Annotated in this window: 17 protein-coding genes; 15 read left to right on the top strand and 2 right to left on the bottom strand. The window is 66.1% G+C overall.

Annotated elements, in window-relative coordinates; all coding sequences use genetic code 11:
* The first annotated feature begins 250 nt into the window (after positions 1–250).
* From purD to rng, 7 genes are read left to right on the top strand one after another with little or no spacing between them, the layout of a single operon-like run.
* On the top strand, positions 251–1,537 hold the full coding sequence (gene purD, locus FVQ98_RS10915) for a phosphoribosylamine--glycine ligase (protein WP_147913471.1): 1,287 nt from the start codon (positions 251–253) through the stop codon (positions 1,535–1,537).
* Positions 1,537–2,457 carry an oxygen-dependent coproporphyrinogen oxidase gene (hemF, locus tag FVQ98_RS10910; RefSeq protein WP_147913470.1) on the top strand — a complete coding sequence of 307 codons (921 nt, stop codon included), beginning with the start codon at positions 1,537–1,539 and terminating at the stop codon, positions 2,455–2,457. The genes purD and hemF overlap by 1 nt, the downstream gene beginning before the upstream one ends.
* A complete protein-coding gene (nadD, locus tag FVQ98_RS10905; RefSeq protein WP_147913469.1) occupies positions 2,448–3,086 on the top strand; it encodes a nicotinate-nucleotide adenylyltransferase in 639 nt (212 codons plus the stop codon). Before hemF ends, nadD begins: the two co-directional genes overlap by 10 nt.
* The gene (rsfS, locus tag FVQ98_RS10900) at positions 3,086–3,838 is read left to right on the top strand and encodes a ribosome silencing factor (RefSeq protein ID WP_147913468.1); all 753 of its coding nucleotides are present in this window, start codon (positions 3,086–3,088) and stop codon (positions 3,836–3,838) included. Before nadD ends, rsfS begins: the two co-directional genes overlap by 1 nt.
* Before the next feature lie 9 nt (positions 3,839–3,847).
* On the top strand, positions 3,848–4,318 hold the full coding sequence (rlmH, locus tag FVQ98_RS10895; RefSeq protein WP_147913467.1) for a 23S rRNA (pseudouridine(1915)-N(3))-methyltransferase RlmH: 471 nt from the start codon (positions 3,848–3,850) through the stop codon (positions 4,316–4,318).
* Between the two features lie 40 nt (positions 4,319–4,358).
* Positions 4,359–4,961, top strand: a complete 603-nt coding sequence (locus FVQ98_RS10890) for a Maf family protein (RefSeq protein ID WP_147913466.1) — start codon at positions 4,359–4,361, stop codon at positions 4,959–4,961.
* A 27-nt stretch (positions 4,962–4,988) separates the two neighbouring features.
* Positions 4,989–6,479 (top strand): ribonuclease G, encoded by a 1,491-nt coding sequence (rng, locus tag FVQ98_RS10885; RefSeq protein WP_147913465.1) that lies wholly within the window; start codon positions 4,989–4,991, stop codon positions 6,477–6,479.
* A gap of 55 nt (positions 6,480–6,534) precedes the next feature.
* Here rng and msbA read toward each other — a convergent pair whose 3' ends face one another.
* Complete coding sequence (msbA, locus tag FVQ98_RS10880; protein WP_147913464.1) at positions 6,535–8,385, bottom strand: lipid A export permease/ATP-binding protein MsbA; 1,851 nt, start codon at positions 8,383–8,385, stop codon at positions 6,535–6,537.
* A 192-nt stretch (positions 8,386–8,577) separates the two neighbouring features.
* Here msbA and tolB point away from each other — a divergent pair, with 192 nt between their 5' ends.
* The 8 genes from tolB to dnaB all read left to right on the top strand — a co-directional run bounded on the left by tolB (position 8,578) and on the right by dnaB (position 14,545).
* The gene (tolB, locus tag FVQ98_RS10875; protein ID WP_147913463.1) at positions 8,578–9,879 is read left to right on the top strand and encodes a Tol-Pal system beta propeller repeat protein TolB; all 1,302 of its coding nucleotides are present in this window, start codon (positions 8,578–8,580) and stop codon (positions 9,877–9,879) included.
* Positions 9,880–9,937: 58 nt separating this feature from the next.
* Positions 9,938–10,471: a peptidoglycan-associated lipoprotein Pal gene (gene pal / locus FVQ98_RS10870; RefSeq protein ID WP_147913529.1), complete on the top strand. Its 534-nt coding sequence runs from the start codon at positions 9,938–9,940 to the stop codon at positions 10,469–10,471.
* Between the two features lie 11 nt (positions 10,472–10,482).
* Positions 10,483–11,265: a tol-pal system protein YbgF gene (gene ybgF, locus FVQ98_RS10865; protein ID WP_147913462.1), complete on the top strand. Its 783-nt coding sequence runs from the start codon at positions 10,483–10,485 to the stop codon at positions 11,263–11,265.
* A gap of 223 nt (positions 11,266–11,488) precedes the next feature.
* Complete coding sequence (rpsF, locus tag FVQ98_RS10860) at positions 11,489–11,857, top strand: 30S ribosomal protein S6 (RefSeq protein WP_147913461.1); 369 nt, start codon at positions 11,489–11,491, stop codon at positions 11,855–11,857.
* Positions 11,858–11,884: 27 nt separating this feature from the next.
* The gene (gene priB, locus FVQ98_RS10855; RefSeq protein WP_147913460.1) at positions 11,885–12,205 is read left to right on the top strand and encodes a primosomal replication protein N; all 321 of its coding nucleotides are present in this window, start codon (positions 11,885–11,887) and stop codon (positions 12,203–12,205) included.
* Positions 12,192–12,473 carry a 30S ribosomal protein S18 gene (gene rpsR / locus FVQ98_RS10850; protein ID WP_147913459.1) on the top strand — a complete coding sequence of 94 codons (282 nt, stop codon included), beginning with the start codon at positions 12,192–12,194 and terminating at the stop codon, positions 12,471–12,473. Before priB ends, rpsR begins: the two co-directional genes overlap by 14 nt.
* Before the next feature lie 19 nt (positions 12,474–12,492).
* The gene (rplI, locus tag FVQ98_RS10845) at positions 12,493–12,945 is read left to right on the top strand and encodes a 50S ribosomal protein L9 (RefSeq protein WP_147913458.1); all 453 of its coding nucleotides are present in this window, start codon (positions 12,493–12,495) and stop codon (positions 12,943–12,945) included.
* Between the two features lie 184 nt (positions 12,946–13,129).
* Positions 13,130–14,545 (top strand): replicative DNA helicase, encoded by a 1,416-nt coding sequence (dnaB, locus tag FVQ98_RS10840; RefSeq protein ID WP_147913457.1) that lies wholly within the window; start codon positions 13,130–13,132, stop codon positions 14,543–14,545.
* Between the two features lie 120 nt (positions 14,546–14,665).
* On the opposite strand, the gene FVQ98_RS10835 is transcribed toward dnaB, so the two are convergent.
* Positions 14,666–15,862, bottom strand: a complete 1,197-nt coding sequence (locus FVQ98_RS10835; RefSeq protein ID WP_147913456.1) for an amino acid aminotransferase — start codon at positions 15,860–15,862, stop codon at positions 14,666–14,668.
* Between the last annotated feature and the right edge of the window lie 90 nt (positions 15,863–15,952).

Raw genomic sequence — 15,952 nt, 5'->3', positions numbered from 1 at the left:
GCACCGCCGGCCTGGCCTGCGCCACCCTGGCGTTGGGCGCATGCGGCGGCGACGCATCCTGGTGTGTCTCTGGTGAAGGCGGCGGCTGGGCCGCCGGCTACAACCACGACGACTGCCCACCTGAGCAAAAGGCAGACAAACCGGTGGCAAACCCCGATGGCGCCCGGCCGGCGCCTCCCGCGGCCGCTGCAGCAGCCCGGCCGTGACAGCAGCTTCGGCGACATGCGCCGTGCACAAGTGAAATAGACCCATGAAGATTCTGGTGATTGGCGGCGGTGGCCGCGAACACGCACTGGCCTGGAAACTGGCCCAATCCCCCAAGGTGCAGCAGGTGTACGTGGCCCCCGGCAACGGCGGCACGGCGCTGTCAACCCATCTGGAAAACCTGCCCATCACCGACGTGGTGGCCCTGCGCGAATGGGCGCAGGCCGAAAAAATCGGCCTCACGGTGGTCGGCCCCGAGCAGCCGCTGGCCGCCGGTGTGGTGGACGAATTCCGCGCGCACGGCCTGCGCATCTTCGGGCCGACCAAGGCGGCGGCGCAGCTCGAAAGTTCGAAGGCCTTCAGCAAGGACTTCATGAAGCGCCATGGCATTCCCACCGCGGCGTACGAAACCTTCACCGACCCGGTGGCCGCGCACGCCTACGTCGACAAGCTGGGCGCGCCCATCGTCGTCAAGGCCGATGGCCTGGCGGCCGGCAAAGGCGTTGTGGTGGCTGCTACCAAGGAAGAAGCGCACGCGGCCATTGACGACATGCTGGGCAGCAACAGCCTGGGCGTGTCGCACAACGAAGGCGGTGCGCGGGTGGTGATTGAGGAATTCCTGCAGGGCGAAGAAGCCAGCTTCATCGTGCTGTGTGACGGCAAGAACGTGGCCGTGATGGCCACCAGCCAGGACCACAAGCGCCTGAAGGACGGCGACGAAGGCCCCAACACCGGCGGCATGGGCGCGTATTCGCCCGCGCCCGTGGTCACGCCCGACGTGCACGCGCGCGCCATGCGCGACGTGATCCTGCCCACCATCCGCGGCATGGACAAGGACGGCATTCCCTTCACCGGCTTTTTGTACGCGGGCCTGATGATCGACGCCGAAGGCAAACCCAAGACGCTGGAATTCAACACCCGCATGGGCGACCCGGAGACCCAGCCGATCCTGATGCGCCTGAAGTCCGACCTGGTCGACGTGTTGATGGCCGCCACCTCGGGCAAGCTGGACGAGGTCGAGCTGCAATGGGACCGCCGCGTCGCCCTGGGCGTGGTCATGGCCGCCGGCGGCTATCCGCTGAACCCGAAGAAGGGCGACCTGATCACCGGCCTGCCCAAGGCCAGCGACGACGTGATGGTCTTCCACGCCGGCACGGCGATGGACGGCGACAAGGTCGTGACGTCTGGCGGGCGCGTGCTGTGCGTCACCGCGCTGGCCGATTCGGTCAAGCAGGCGCAGACCAAGGCGTACGACGCCGCGCGCGGCATCCACTTCGACGGCATACAGTACCGCCGGGACATCGGTCACCGCGCCGTCAAGGCCAGCAGCTGATGGCGATCACCGACACCGCCGACGCGCGCGCCTACCTGGTCGACCTGCAGCAGCGCATCACCCACGCCATCGCGTCGGTGGACGGCAAGGCGGCCTTTTTGCGCGACGAATGGCGCAAGGCGCCGGGCGAGCCGCTGCAAGGCGACGGCGTGACGATGATCATGGAAGACGGCGCCGTGTTCGAGCGCGCGGGCTGCGGTTTCTCGCACGTGCGCGGGCCGAAGCTGCCGCCGTCGGCCACGCAGCACCGGCCCGAACTGACCGGTGCCCCGTTCGAAGCCATGGGCGTGTCGCTGGTCTTCCACCCGCGCAACCCGTATGTGCCCACCGTGCACATGAACGTGCGCATGATCGCCGCCGGCCACTCGGGTCAGGCGCCGGTGTGCTGGTTTGGTGGCGGCATGGATTTGACGCCCTACTACGGCTTTGACGAAGACTGCACGCACTTCCACCGCGTCTGCCACGACGCGCTCCAAGCCTTTGGCGACGACAAGTACCCGCGCTTCAAGGCCTGGTGCGACGACTACTTCTTCAACAAGCACCGCAGCGAGCCGCGCGGCATCGGCGGCATCTTCTACGACGACTTTGCCGAAGGCGGCACGGACAACGGCCTGGCGCTGATGCGCGCCGTGGGCGACGCCTTTCTGGATGCCTACCTGCCCATCGTGCAGCGCCGCATGGGCATGGCCTGGGGCGAGCGCGAGCGCCAGCACCAACTGGTGCGCCGCGGCCGCTATGTCGAATTCAACCTGGTGTGGGACCGCGGCACGCACTTCGGCCTGCAATCGGGCGGGCGCACCGAATCCATCCTGCTGTCGATGCCGCCGCAAGTCGCCTGGACCTACCAGTACCAGCCCGAGCCCGGCTCTCCCGAAGCCGCGTTGACCGAGCGCTACCTGGTGCCGCGCGCATGGGTGTGAGGGCGGACGCGCCGCTGCAGCGCGTTGGCGTCTTTGGGGGTGCCTTCGACCCGCCGCACGAGGCCCACGTCGCCCTGGCGCGGGCCGCCATTGCCGCGTTCGCGCTGGACCACTTGCTGATCGTGCCGACCGGCGATGCGTGGCACAAAAGCCGCCCGCTCAGCCCCGCCGCCGACCGTTTGGCGATGTGCCAACTGGCGTTCGCCAATCTGCCCCAAGTGCTGGTCGACGACCGCGAACTGCGCCGCGACGGCCCCACCTACACCATCGACACATTGACCGAGCTGCGCGCCGAATGGCCGGGCGCCGAGCTGTTTCTGCAGATCGGCGCCGACCAGGCCGCGGCGTTTCACACCTGGCGCCGGGCGCAGGATATCGTGGATATTGCTACGATTAGCATAGCTGCTCGCGCAGATGTAGCGGGGGCTGCGATGCAATTGGATGCTGAAAACCCGTTGCCGAGCCTGCGCGTGGCGCCGGGCCGCGTACGGGTCCTGCCGCTGCCGCCTTTGCCCCACAGCGCGACCGAAGTGCGCCGGCGCGTTGCCGCCCGCCTGCCCATTGACCATCTGGTGGCGCCCGCCGTCGCCGGGTATATTGCCAAACACCACCTTTATTCCCCTACCTGATGAGCGAAACCGCCGCCAAAAAAGACGTCCAGAAACTCCAGCGCACCATCGTCGATGCCCTGGAAGACATCAAGGCCCAGGACATTCGGGTGTTCAACACCGAACACCTGTCGCCGCTGTTTGAACGCGTTGTCGTCGCCAGCGGCACGTCCAACCGCCAGACCAAGGCGCTGGCCGCCAGCGTGCGCGACAAGCTTCGCGACGCCGGTTTCGGCAAACCCCGGATCGAAGGCGAAGAGAACGGCGAATGGATCATCGTCGACTGCGGCCCCGCCGTGGTCCACGTCATGCAGCCGGCCATCCGCCAGTACTACAACCTGGAAGAAATCTGGGGCGACAAGCCGGTGCGCCTGAAGGGCCCGGACGCGCGCGCCGCCGGCGCCCAGCGCAAGTCCGCCGCCATGGGTGAGCCCGAAGCGCCGGCCAAGAAGCCGGCCGCCAAGAAGGCCAGCGCCAAAGCCGCACCGGCCAAGAAAGCACCCGCCAAAGCGCCCGTGAAGGCCGCCGCCGCCAAGAAGGCCGTGGCCAAGAAGGCGCCGGTCAAGAAACCTGCCGCCAAGACTGCGTCGCGCAAAACCGCCGCGGCTTTACCTGTGCAGGTGGTCAACAAGCCCAAGGCGCCGGCCAAGACCGCGGCCAAGTCGTCTGCGCGTCCGGCAGCGAAGTCTGCAGGCAAGCCCGCCCCGGCCAAGAAGGCCGTGGCCAAGAAAGCGCCCGCCAAGAAGGCCGCCATCCCGCGCGCCAGCCGCTGATCGGCGCGCATGAGGCTGCTGGTCGTCGCCGTCGGGCAGCGCGTTCCGGCGTGGGCGCAAACCGCCTGGGACGACTACGCCAAGCGCTTTCCGCCTGAGCTCAAGCTGGAGCTCAAAGCCATCAAGACCGAGCCGCGCGCCGGCGGCAAGACCGCCGCGCAGCTGATGGCGGCCGAGCGCCAGCGTATCGAAGCGGCCATCCCCAAAGGCACGCACACCGTCGTGCTGGACGAACGCGGCACGCCGCTCACCACGCAGGCGCTGGCCATGCGCCTGACCGACTGGCAAGGCCTGGGCGGCGACGTCGCGCTGCTGATCGGCGGCCCCGACGGCCTCGACCCCGAACTGCGCCGCGCCGCGCACGAGCGCATCCGCCTGTCCGACCTGACCTTGCCCCACGCCATGGTGCGCGTGCTGCTGGTCGAACAGCTGTACCGCGCCTGGTCGGTCAACGCCGGTCACCCGTACCACCGTGAATGAGTGCGAGGGCGCGTTGAAAACGGCCCTCTAAGATGTACCGATGGCCGAATTCATCTACCTCGCCTCCCAAAGCCCGCGTCGGCGCCAGTTGCTGGAGCAGTTGGGGGTTCGCCTCAGTCTGCTGTTGCCCGACGATGCGGACGCGGCCGAGGCGCTGGAAGCCGTGCGACCCGCTGAGGCGCCCGCCACCTATGTGCGCCGCGTGACGGAGTTGAAGCTGCAGGACGCGTTGCGCCGGATGCGCGAGCGCCATCTGCCGCCTGCGCCGGTGCTGTGTTCCGACACCACGGTGGCGCTGGGCCGGCGCATTCTGGGCAAGCCGGCCGACGCGCAGGACGCGGCCGAGATGCTGGGCGCGTTGTCGGGCCACACGCACCGCGTGCTGACCGCGGTGGCGGTGCAATTGGGCGAGCAGCGTGTGGAAGCGCTCAGCGAATCGCGCGTGCGCTTTGCCGCGCTGGACGCGGCCACCATCGCCGCCTACGTCGACAGCGGCGAATGGCAGGGCAAGGCCGGCGCCTACGCCATCCAGGGCAGGGCGGCGGCGTTCATCGAACACATCAGCGGCAGCTACAGCGGCATCATGGGCTTGCCGCTGTTTGAAACCGCCACGCTTTTGAAAGAAATCGGCCGCCAGCCCTAGTGGGGCTTGCGCAGGCAGCTACCAAACATGCAGCAAGACATTCTGATCAACTGGGCGCCGCAGGAGACGCGCGTGGCCGTCATCGAGCATGGCGCGGTGCAGGAAGTGCACGTCGAACGCACGCTGGAGCGCGGCCTGGTCGGCAACATTTACCTGGGCAAGGTGGCGCGTGTGCTGCCGGGCATGCAGTCGGCCTTCATCGACATCGGGCTGGAGCGCGCGGCCTTTCTGCACGTGGCCGACCTGTGGCAGCGCCCGCTGGAGGGCGAGAGCATCAGCGCCAGCCGCGCCGCCACGCCGCAACGGCCGATTGAGAAGCAGGTGTTTGAAGGCCAGACGCTGATGGTGCAGGTCATCAAGGACCCGATCGGCACCAAGGGTGCGCGGCTGTCGACGCAGGTCAGCCTGGCCGGGCGCATGCTGGTGTTCCTGCCGCAGGACGACCACATCGGCGTGTCGCAGAAGATCCCGCTGACGCAACGCGAGAGCCTGCGCACGCGCTTGCAGACGCTGGCCAGCGAGGGCGTGCCGGAGGGCAAGACCGGCGGCTTTATCCTGCGCACGAACGCCGAAGACGCGTCGGACGCCGAACTGGGCGAGGACATCGCCTACCTGCGCAAGGCCTGGACTCGCATCCGGGAGACCGCGACGCGCCAGCCGCCGGCCAGCCTGCTGCACGAAGACCTGAGCCTGCTGCAGCGCGTGCTGCGCGATTTGACGGGCGAGGCCACGCAGTCGATCCTGATCGATTCGCACGAGCAGTTCGACGCGCTGTCGGCCTTCGGGCGCGAATTCATGCCCGCCGCGGCCGCGCACCTGCAGCTGTACAAGGGCGAGCGGCCGATCTTCGACCTCTACAACGTCGATGAAGAGATCACCAAGGCGCTGGGCCGACGGGTGGATTTGAAGTCGGGTGGCTACCTGATCGTTGACCAGACCGAGGCGCTGACCACCATCGACGTCAACACGGGCGGCTACGTCGGCACGCGCAACTTTGACGACACGGTGTTCAAGACCAACCTGGAGGCCGCGCAGGCGATTGCGCGCCAGCTGCGCCTGCGCAACCTGGGCGGCATCGTGATCGCCGACTTCATCGACATGACGCAGACGGAGCACCAGCAGGCGGTGCTGAGTGAATTCCGCAAGCAACTGTCACGCGACCGGGTGAAGACGCAGGTGGGCGGCTTCTCGCCACTGGGGCTGGTCGAGATGACGCGCAAGCGCACGCGCGAGTCGCTGGCGCAATTGCTGAGCGAGACCTGCGAGCAGTGCCATGGCGCCGGCCGCGTGCGCACGGTGCGCACGGTGGCCTACGACATCCTGCGCGAAATCCTGCGCGAGGCGCGCCAGTTCAACCCCAAGGAATTCCGCGTGGTGGCCACGCCTGCCGTCATCGAGATGCTGCTGGACGAAGAAAGCCAGCACCTGGCCGGCCTGTCGGACTTCATTGGCAAGCCGATCTCGCTGCAGGCCGAAAACGCGTTGGGGCCGGACCAGTACGACATCGTGCTGCTGTAACGATTTTCAAGCGTTTTAGGGCGGCAGCCCTACAACCACCTGCGCGGGCAGCTACTTAAAAGATAGTTCTGGGCGAATCGTCTGCGGTGGCGTTGTCCGCGGCGGGGCCGATGGCGACACCGGGGAAATGGTTCAGCCGCGCGTACAGACCGCCGGCGCGGATCAGCGCCGCGTGCGTGCCCGATTCGACGATGCGCCCGCGCTCCATCACCACGATGCGGTCGGCGTGTTCGATGGTCGACAGGCGGTGGGCGATGACCAGCGTGGTGCGCCCGGTCATGGCGCGGGCGATGGCCTGTTGCACCAGGCGTTCGCTTTCGGTGTCGAGCGCCGAGGTCGCTTCATCCAGCAGCAGCACCGGCGCGTCCTTGTAGAGCGCACGGGCGATCGCCAGGCGCTGGCGCTGACCGCCCGACAGCTGCGTGGCGTTGTGGCCCAGCACGGTGTCGATGCCCTGCGGCAAGGCCGACACGTGGCCCCACAGGTTGGCGTCGTCCAGGCAGCGCTGCACAAGTTCGCGGTCGATCTGCGCCGCGCCCAGCGCCACGTTGGCGGCCACGCTGTCGTTCAACATCGTCACGTCCTGGCTGACCAGGGCGAACTGCGCGCGCAGCGCATGCAGCGGCCAGTCGCGGATGTCGGTGCCGTCCAGCAGCACCTGGCCGCTGGTGGGCAAGACAAAGCGCGGCAGCAGGTTGACCAGCGTCGTCTTGCCCGAACCCGATGGCCCGACCAGCGCGACCGTTTCGCCGGCGCGCACGTGCAGGCTGAGGTGCTGAAGCGCCGGATCGGCATCGTCGGCATAGCGCACGCTGACGTTTTCGAGCGCGATCTCGCCGCGCGCGCGGGGCACGGGCGCGTCGGGGGAAGGCGCGGAGGAGCCGGGCTCGGGCTGGATCTCGGCCATCATGTCCAGGCCGCGCTCCAGCGCCGCCAGCCCGCGCGTGATCGGGCCGACCACGTCGGTCAGGCGGCGCAGCGGCTGGATCAGCATCAGCATGGCGCCGATGAAGGACACAAAGCCGCCCACCGTGATGCTGCGGCCTTCGCTGCTCTGGCCCTGGTACAGCGCGATGCCGATCACCACCGACAGCGCCACCGCCGCGGCCATCTGCGCCAGCGGCATGGCGCCGGCCGAGGCGCTGGTGGCCTTGATTGACAGGTTGCGCAGGTGGCGGCTCAGCCCGTCAAAGCGCGTGGCCTGCTGCGCCTGCGCGCCGTGCAGACGCACCATGCGGTGGGCCAGCACGTTTTCTTCGACCACGTAGGCCAATTCGTCCGTGGTGGCCTGCGCCAGCCGCGTGTAGCGGTACAGGCGCCGCGACATGACCTTCATGATCACACCGACGATGGGCACCAGCACCAGCACGATCAGCGTGAGCGACCAATTGAGATACAACAGGTAGGCCATCAGCGCGACGACCGAGAAGCTGTCGCGCGCCAGGTTCAGCACCGCCTGCACCAGCAGCGTGGTGCCGGTCTGCACTTCGTAGACGATGGTGTTGGCCAGCTGGCTGGCGCTCTGGCGGGCGAACAGCGTGAGGTCGGCGTTCAGCTGGCGGTCGAACAACTGGGCGCGCAGCTTGACCATGCCATCGTTGGCGATGCGTGCCAGCGCATACTGACTGGCAAAGTGGGCAAAGCCGCGCAGGGCGAACAGGCCGACGATGGCCAGCGGAACGATCCAGATCGGCAGGCTGCCCTGGGTGAAGCCCTCGTCCAGCAGGGGCTTGAGCAGGGCGGGGACGGACGCCTCGGTCAACGCGCTGATCAGCGTGCCCAGCCCAGCGATCAACCAGCCCAGGCGGTATTCGCTGAAATACGTCCACAGCCTGGCCAGCCGTGCGGCGAGCGGGCGCTGCGCGGCAGCCGATGCGGCAGGAGACTGGGGCAGGCGGGAACTCATAGGGCGGCAAAAGGCGGAAGCGGGCATTCTACGAAGGCCTGCGGCCTTGCAGAAATTTCGCGGCAAGCGGGAACTCCATCACCCGAGTCTGGACAAATTCACAGTTTGAAACGTGCATTCACGCAGGCTTGTTACCATTGCCGCCGTGCCACGACTCGCCGCCTACGGGTGCCAATCGCTGCCGCCTTTGTTATGACATCTTCTCGCTCAGACTCCCCGCTTTCCCCCAACTGGCAACGCCGCGGTCTGGTGACCGCCATCGCCGCTGCCCCTTTCACCCCTGCATTGGCGCAGTTTCGCGTCGAAGTTTCGGGCGTCGGCCTGACCCAATTGCCGATCGCGCTGGTGCCGTTCCGGGGCGAAGAAGCCTCGCCGCAGAAGATCAGCGCCATTATTCGCGCGGATCTGGAGCGTTCAGGTCAGTTCCGCTCGGTAGACACCTCGGGCCAGTCGATGGATGAAACCATGCGGCCGGATATGTCGGTTTGGCGTCAGCGCACCGCCGACGCGTTGGCCGGCGGCAGCGTCACGCGCCTGCCGGACGGGCGCTGGGACGTGCGCTTTCGCCTGTGGGACGTGGTCAAGGGCCAGGACCTGGGCGGGCAGGGCTACGTCGTGCCGCAGGCCGACCTGCGCCTGGCTGCGCACAAGATTGCCGACTACATCTACGAAAAGCTGACGGGCGAAAAAGGCGTGTTTTCCACGCGGCTGGCCTACGTCACCAAGGCCGGTAGCCGCTACACGCTGTGGGTGGCCGATTCGGACGGTGAAAACGCGCAGGCTGCCTTGGGCAGCCCAGAGCCGATCATTTCCCCGACCTGGTCACCCAACGGCTCGCAACTGGCGTATGTGTCGTTCGAGTCGCGCAAGCCCGTCATCTACGTGCACGATGTGTCCACCGGGCGCCGCCGTTTGCTGGCGAACTTCCGCGGCTCCAACTCGGCCCCCGCCTGGTCGCCCGATGGCCGCAGTCTGGCTGTGACGCTGTCGCGCGATGGCGGCTCGCAGTTGTACATCATCAGCGCGAGTGGGGGCGAGCCGCGCCGTCTGACGCAATCGCAAAGCATCGATACCGAGCCGACTTTCTCACCCGATGGCAGCTCGATCTACTTCGTGAGCGACCGCGGCGGCGCGCCACAGATCTACCGCATGTCGGCCGGCGGCGGCGCAGCGCAGCGCGTGACCTTCAGCGGCAGCTACAACGTGTCGCCCTCGATCAGCCCGGACGGCCGTTGGCTGGCTTATGTCAGCCGCACGGGCGGCTTCAAGCTACAGGTCATGGAACTGGCTTCGGGCAATGTGACGTCGGTGACCGATACTTCCGACGACGAAAACCCCAGCTTCGCCCCCAACAGCCGACTGATCGTCTATGCCACCCGCCAGGGCGGTCGCGAGGCGCTGATGACCACCACCGTGGACGGCAAGATCAAGGCGCGCCTGGCAGGCAAGGGCGGTGACATCCGCGAGCCGTCCTGGGGCCCCTTCCAGCGCTGACCCGGAGCCGGGCATCCGCATTTTCCCCTCTCGTTTTTTTGAATCAGGAGTATTCGACATGATGAAGCGTTATTTGATGGTGGCCGCCTTGGCCATGGTTCTTGCGGGTTGCGGTTCGAACGTCAAGCTGGATCCACCTATCCAGGGTTCGGACACTTCGGCCACGACCGGCACTGGCGGTGCGGACAGCCAAGGGGCTGGTCAGAGCACCGTCACGCAGGTTCAGGCTGGCCAATCGGGTGCCGATGCAGCAGGCCCGGCTGGCGTGGATCGCACGATCTATTTCGACTACGACAGCTTTACGGTCAAGCCGGAGTACCAGGGCGTCGTGGACCAGCATGCGCGTTTCCTGCAGGCCAACAAGGGCCGCAGCGTATCGCTGGAAGGCAATACCGACGAGCGCGGCAGCCGCGAATACAACCTCGCGCTTGGCCAGAAGCGTGCCGAAGCGGTGCGCCGTGCGCTCACGCTGGTGGGCGCGAGCGACGCACAGATCGAGGCAGTGAGTTTCGGCGAGGAAAAGCCGGCGGCTCAGGGCAGTTCTGAAGATGCCTACGCCAAGAACCGCCGCGTCGAAATTCGTTACCGTTGAACAGCCCGATGATGCGCATGAACTCCCTTCGCGCGGCCGTGCTGGCCTTGTGCTGTGTGGCTGGTCAGGGTGCGCAGGCGCAGTTGTTTGGTGACGACCAGGCGCGCCAGGCGATTCTGGATCTGCGCCAGCGCTTCGATCAGTCCATCGCGGCGCAGAACCGCCTGGTTGAGGAAAACGCGCAGATGCGCCGCAGCATGCTGGATCTGCAGCAGCAGATCGAATCGCTGCGCGGTGACTTGGCCCGCTCTCGTGGCCAGGAAGAACAGCTCACGCGCGACATCTCGGAGTTGAAGAAAGCCCAGGTGGAGAGCCAGCGCGCGCTGGACGAGCGTGTGCGCAAGATCGAGACGGCGCCGGGCATTGGAGCCGAGGCCGGTAACGGCAACGGCACCATGCCGCTGCCCGGGGAGGGCTCCGCCAACGAAAAGCAGGACTACGAGGCGGCGCTGGCCCAGTTCCGTGCAGGTGATTTCACAGGTGCGCAGTCGGGATTCGCCAGCTTCATAAAGCGCTATCCGCGCAGCGCATTGGCCCCTTCCGCGCTGTTGTGGCTGGGCAATGCGCAGTACGCCACGCGCAACTACAAGGAAGCCATCACCAACTTCCGGTCCTTGCTGACGGCCGCGCCCAATCACCAGCGTGCGCCTGAGGCGATGTTGTCGATCGCGAATTGCCAGATCGAGTTGAAGGACACGCGCGCAGCGCGGGCCACCCTGGAATCGCTGCTCAAGACCTATCCCCAGTCTGAGGCGGCACAGGCGGGCAAGGAACGCCTCGCGCGCCTGAAATAACGGCGGGTGGGCGTGCGCCGCTGCGGGCGGCGCGAGTCCCCTGTATCTGCTTCACGGCGCGGCAGCCTGTCCTGGCGTTCAAGCCAAGTCCCCGATCTTTCCAGCGAAGGATCGGGGATTTTCGCTATAATGTTGGGTTCCCTTGCCGCACCTCGTCATGACGCCGGGGGCGGCTTTCATCTCGGTCTGCGCTCAGCAGGCCGCTCATCCACAAGGAGAGTCAATGCGTCACTATGAAATCATTCTGCTGATTCACCCGGATCAGAGTGAACAGGTTCCGGCCATGCTGGAGCGCTACAAGGGCATGATCACCGCCGGTGGCGGCAAGATCCATCGCCAAGAAGACTGGGGCCGCCGTCAGCTGGCCTACCAGATCAACAAGTTGGCCAAGGCCCACTACCTGTGCCTGAACATCGAAGCCGACCAGGCCGTGATGAGCGAACTGGAGCACGCTTTCAAGTTCAACGACGCGGTACTGCGCCACCTGACTGTGCTGCGCAAAAAGGCCGATACCGGCCCATCCTCGATGATGAAGACCGTCGAGCGCGAAGAGGCCCGCAAGGCCCAGCAAGCGGAAGCCACCAGCAACTGATATTCCGCGTGACGTGGGGGCCGTGCCATGGCCAACCTGACCCGCCTCGCCGCTGTCATTGCCGAATCGAGCGCACTGCGCTTCACGCCCGCCGGCTTGCCGGCGCTGGATCTGAGGCTCGAACACGAGTCACAGGTCGAAGAGGCGGGAAGCATGCGGTCGGTCAAGCTGGTGCTCAAGGCGGTCGCCATCGGCGCCATCGCAGAGCGGCTTGCCCGGCAGTCGATGGGCAGTCACTGGCAGTTCAGCGGTTTTCTGGCCAGCCCGCGCAACGCGAAATCGGTGGTACTTCACATCCAGGATTTTCAGCAAGATCAGATTCAAGGAGCCTCACATGGCCACGTTTAAGAAATTCAACAAGGACAAGCGTCCCAAGCGCAACACGCAATCGCTGCTGTTCAAGCGCAAGCGCTTCTGCCGTTTCACGGTCGCCGGTGTCGAAGAAATCGACTACAAGGACGTCGACCAGCTGCGCGATTTCATCAGCGAGAACGGCCGCATCGTGCCCGCCCGCCTGACTGGCACGCGTGCCATCTACCAGCGTCAGCTGAACACGGCCATCAAGCGTGCGCGCTTCCTGGCCCTGCTGCCGTATACCGACCAGCACCGCGTCTGAGTCTGAAGGAGCCAATACCATGCAAGTCATTCTTCTGGACAAGCTCGTCAACCTGGGCAACCTGGGCGACGTCGTCAAGGTCAAGGACGGTTACGCCCGCAACTTCCTGATCCCCACGGGCCGCGCCCGTCGCGCCACCGAAGCCGCCAAAGCCGAGTTCGAAGCACGCCGTGCCGAACTCGAGAAGCAGGCCGCCGAGAAGCTGGCTGCTGCTCAGGCTATGGGCGAGAAGCTTAACGGCCAGACCATCAAGCTGACGCAGAAAGCCGGCGTCGACGGCCGCCTGTTCGGCTCGGTCACCAACCACGACATCGCCGACGAGCTGAAAAAGCAAGGCTTCGACGTGCACAAGTCGCAGATCCGCCTGCCCAACGGCCCGATCAAGGTCGTGGGCGACAGCACGATCCTGGTGGCCCTGCACACCGACGTGGAGTCCGAGATCACCGTCGCGGTCTACGGCGAAACCGCCTGACGCCCAAGCGCCACTGGCGCTGACAAGCCGCCCGCTGCAAGGCGTGGCGGCTTTGTTGTTTCTGATCCCTGGCTGTGCACAGGCCATGGGCACTTGCCCCAAGCCGCTGCACCGCTTGTCCACAGACTTGTCCCGTGACGCCGGCGCCGCTTCGGCGTAGCATGGTGCGAGAGTTTTTTGGCCCATGTCTTCCGTCTTCCCCTCCAGTTTTCCCGACCTTGGTGACGACGCGCCGCTCGACCGGCAGGTCGCCCAGCTGCGCATCCCACCGCATTCCATCGAAGCCGAATCCAGCGTGCTGGGCGGCCTGTTGCTCGACAACGGGGCGTGGGACCGCGTGGGCGACGTGCTGATCGACAGCGACTTCTACCGCTACGAGCACCGGCTGGTCTACGCGGCCGTGGCCAAGCTGGTGAACGAGAGCAAGCCTGCCGACGTCATCACCGTCAACGAGGAGTTGCAGCGCCAGGGCAAGGCCGATGAGGTGGGTGGGCTGACGTACCTCAACGCGCTGGCGCAGTACGTGCCCAGCGCCGCCAACATCCGCCGCTATGCCGAGTTGGTGCGCGAGCGCTCCATCCTGCGCAAGCTGGTGTCGGCCAGCGACGAGATCGCCACCAGCGCCTTCAACCCGCAGGGCAAGGCGGTGGACAAGATCCTGGACGAGGCCGAATCCAAGATCTTCCACATTGGCGAGGAAGGCTCGCGCATGAAGCAGGGCTTCCAGTCGATGGACAGCCTGGTCGTCAGCCTGCTAGACCGCGTGCAGGAGATGGCGGACAACCCCAACGACGTGACGGGCGTGCCCACCGGCTTCTACGACCTGGACCGCATGACGGCCGGCCTGCAGGGTGGCGATCTGGTGGTGCTGGCCGCGCGCCCATCGATGGGCAAGACCGCGTTCGCCATCAACATCGCCGAGCACGTTGCGCTGAACGAGGGCCTGCCGGTCGCGGTGTTTTCGATGGAAATGGGCGCGTCCCAGCTGGCGGTGCGTATCGTCGGCTCCATCGGGCGCATCGACCAGGGCCACCTGCGCACCGGCAAGCTGACCGATGAGGAATGGCCGCGGCTGACCGAAGCCATCGAACGCCTGCGCACCGTCAGCCTGCACATCGATGAAACGCCGGGCCTGACGCCCAGCGAGTTGCGCGCCAACGCGCGGCGCCTGGCGCGCCAGTGCGGCAAGCTCGGCCTGATCGTGGTGGACTACCTGCAGCTCATGAGCGGCAGCAGCTCCGACGGTGAGAACCGTGCGACCGAGCTCGGCGAAATCTCGCGAGGCCTGAAGGCGCTGGCCAAGGAACTGCAATGCCCGGTGATCGCGCTGTCGCAGCTCAACCGAAGCGTGGAGCAGCGCACCGACAAGCGCCCCATGATGAGCGACCTGCGTGAATCGGGCGCCATCGAGCAGGACGCGGACATCATCATGTTCATCTACCGCGACGACTACTACAACAAGGATTCGCGCGAGCCGGGCGTCGCCGAGATCATCATCGGCAAGCAACGAAACGGCCCGACGGGTACCGTGAAGCTGTCGTTCCTGAAGCCGCTGACGCGTTTCGAAAGCATGCCGCAGGGCATGTGCGACGATTACTGATTTTCAAGAGAAATAGGCCTCTAGCCCTACAACCACCTGCGCAAGAAGCTATCAAATACAAAGCAAAAGAGCGTCCGGGGACGCTCTTTTTTGTGGGTGCTTTGCGCGCCCAGCGCTGCCTTACATCACCTTGGCAATTGACGCGCAGACGTAGTCGATGTTCTTGTCGTTCAGCGCGGCCACGCACATGCGGCCGCTGTCGGTGCCGTACACGCCGAACTCATTGCGCAGGCGCACCATCTGGTCCTTGGACAGGCCCGAGTAGCTGAACATGCCGATCTGCGTCGTGATGAAGCCCATGTCCTGCTTCACGCCCGCGGCCTTCAGGCCCTCGACCAGCTTCTGGCGCATGGCCTTGATGCGGGTGCGCATGGCGCCCAGTTCCTGCTCCCACTGCGCGCGCAGCTTGTCGTCTTCCAGCACCAGCGCGACCACGGCGCCGCCGTGCGTGGGCGGGTTGGAGTAGTTGGTGCGGATCATGATCTTCAGCTGGCTCAGCACCTTGGCCGCTTCTTCCTTGCTGGCGCAGACCACCGACAGGGCGCCCACGCGCTCGCCGTACAGGCTGAAGCTCTTGCTGAACGAGGTCGACACGAGGAAGTCCATGCCGGTGGCCACGAACTTGCCCACCACGGCGCCGTCTTCGGCGATGCCGTTGGCAAAGCCCTGGTAAGCCATGTCGAGAAAGGGCGTCAGCTGGCCGGCCTTGACCACTTCAATCACCTGGTCCCATTGCGCGGGCGTGATGTCGTAGCCTGTGGGGTTATGGCAGCAGGCGTGCAGCACGACCACGGTGCCGGGCGCGGCGGCCTTCAGGTCGGCCAGCATGCCGTCGAAGTCCAGGCTGCGCGTGCCGGCGTTGTAGTAGCGGTAGGTCTCGACCTTGAAGCCCGCCTGCGTGAACAGGGCGCGGTGGTTCTCCCAGCTGGGGTCGCTGATCAGCACCTTGGCGTTCGGGTTCAGGTGGCGCAGGAAGTCGGCGCCGATTTTCAGGCCGCCCGTGCCGCCCAGACCCTGCACGGTGGCGATGCGGCCGGCCTTGTAGACGTCGGATTCGGCGCCGAAGACCAGCTTCTTGACGGCGTTGTCGTAAGCGGCGATGCCGTCGATAGGCAGGTAGCCGCGCGGCTTGGGGCTGTCCATCAGCGCTTTTTCTGCCGCCTGCACGCACTGCAGCAGAGGCAGCTTGCCGTTTTCGTCGAAGTACACACCCACACCCAGGTTGACCTTGTTGGGGTTGGTGTCGGCGGCAAATTGCTCGTTCAGACCCAGGATGGGGTCACGCGGTGCCATTTCGACGGCGGAGAAAAGGGACATGGGATGGGCCTGCCTGGAGAGAAGGGTGGTTAGGGTGAAACCCTCGGATTTTAGGCCTTGATGGCTTTGTCGGCAGCGCCTGGGCGCAAG

Origin of the sequence: Ottowia flava (genome assembly GCF_008017535.1) — a bacterium.
GTDB lineage: Bacteria > Pseudomonadota > Gammaproteobacteria > Burkholderiales > Burkholderiaceae_C > Ottowia > Ottowia flava.
This window is presented reverse-complemented; position numbering and strand designations above follow the sequence as displayed.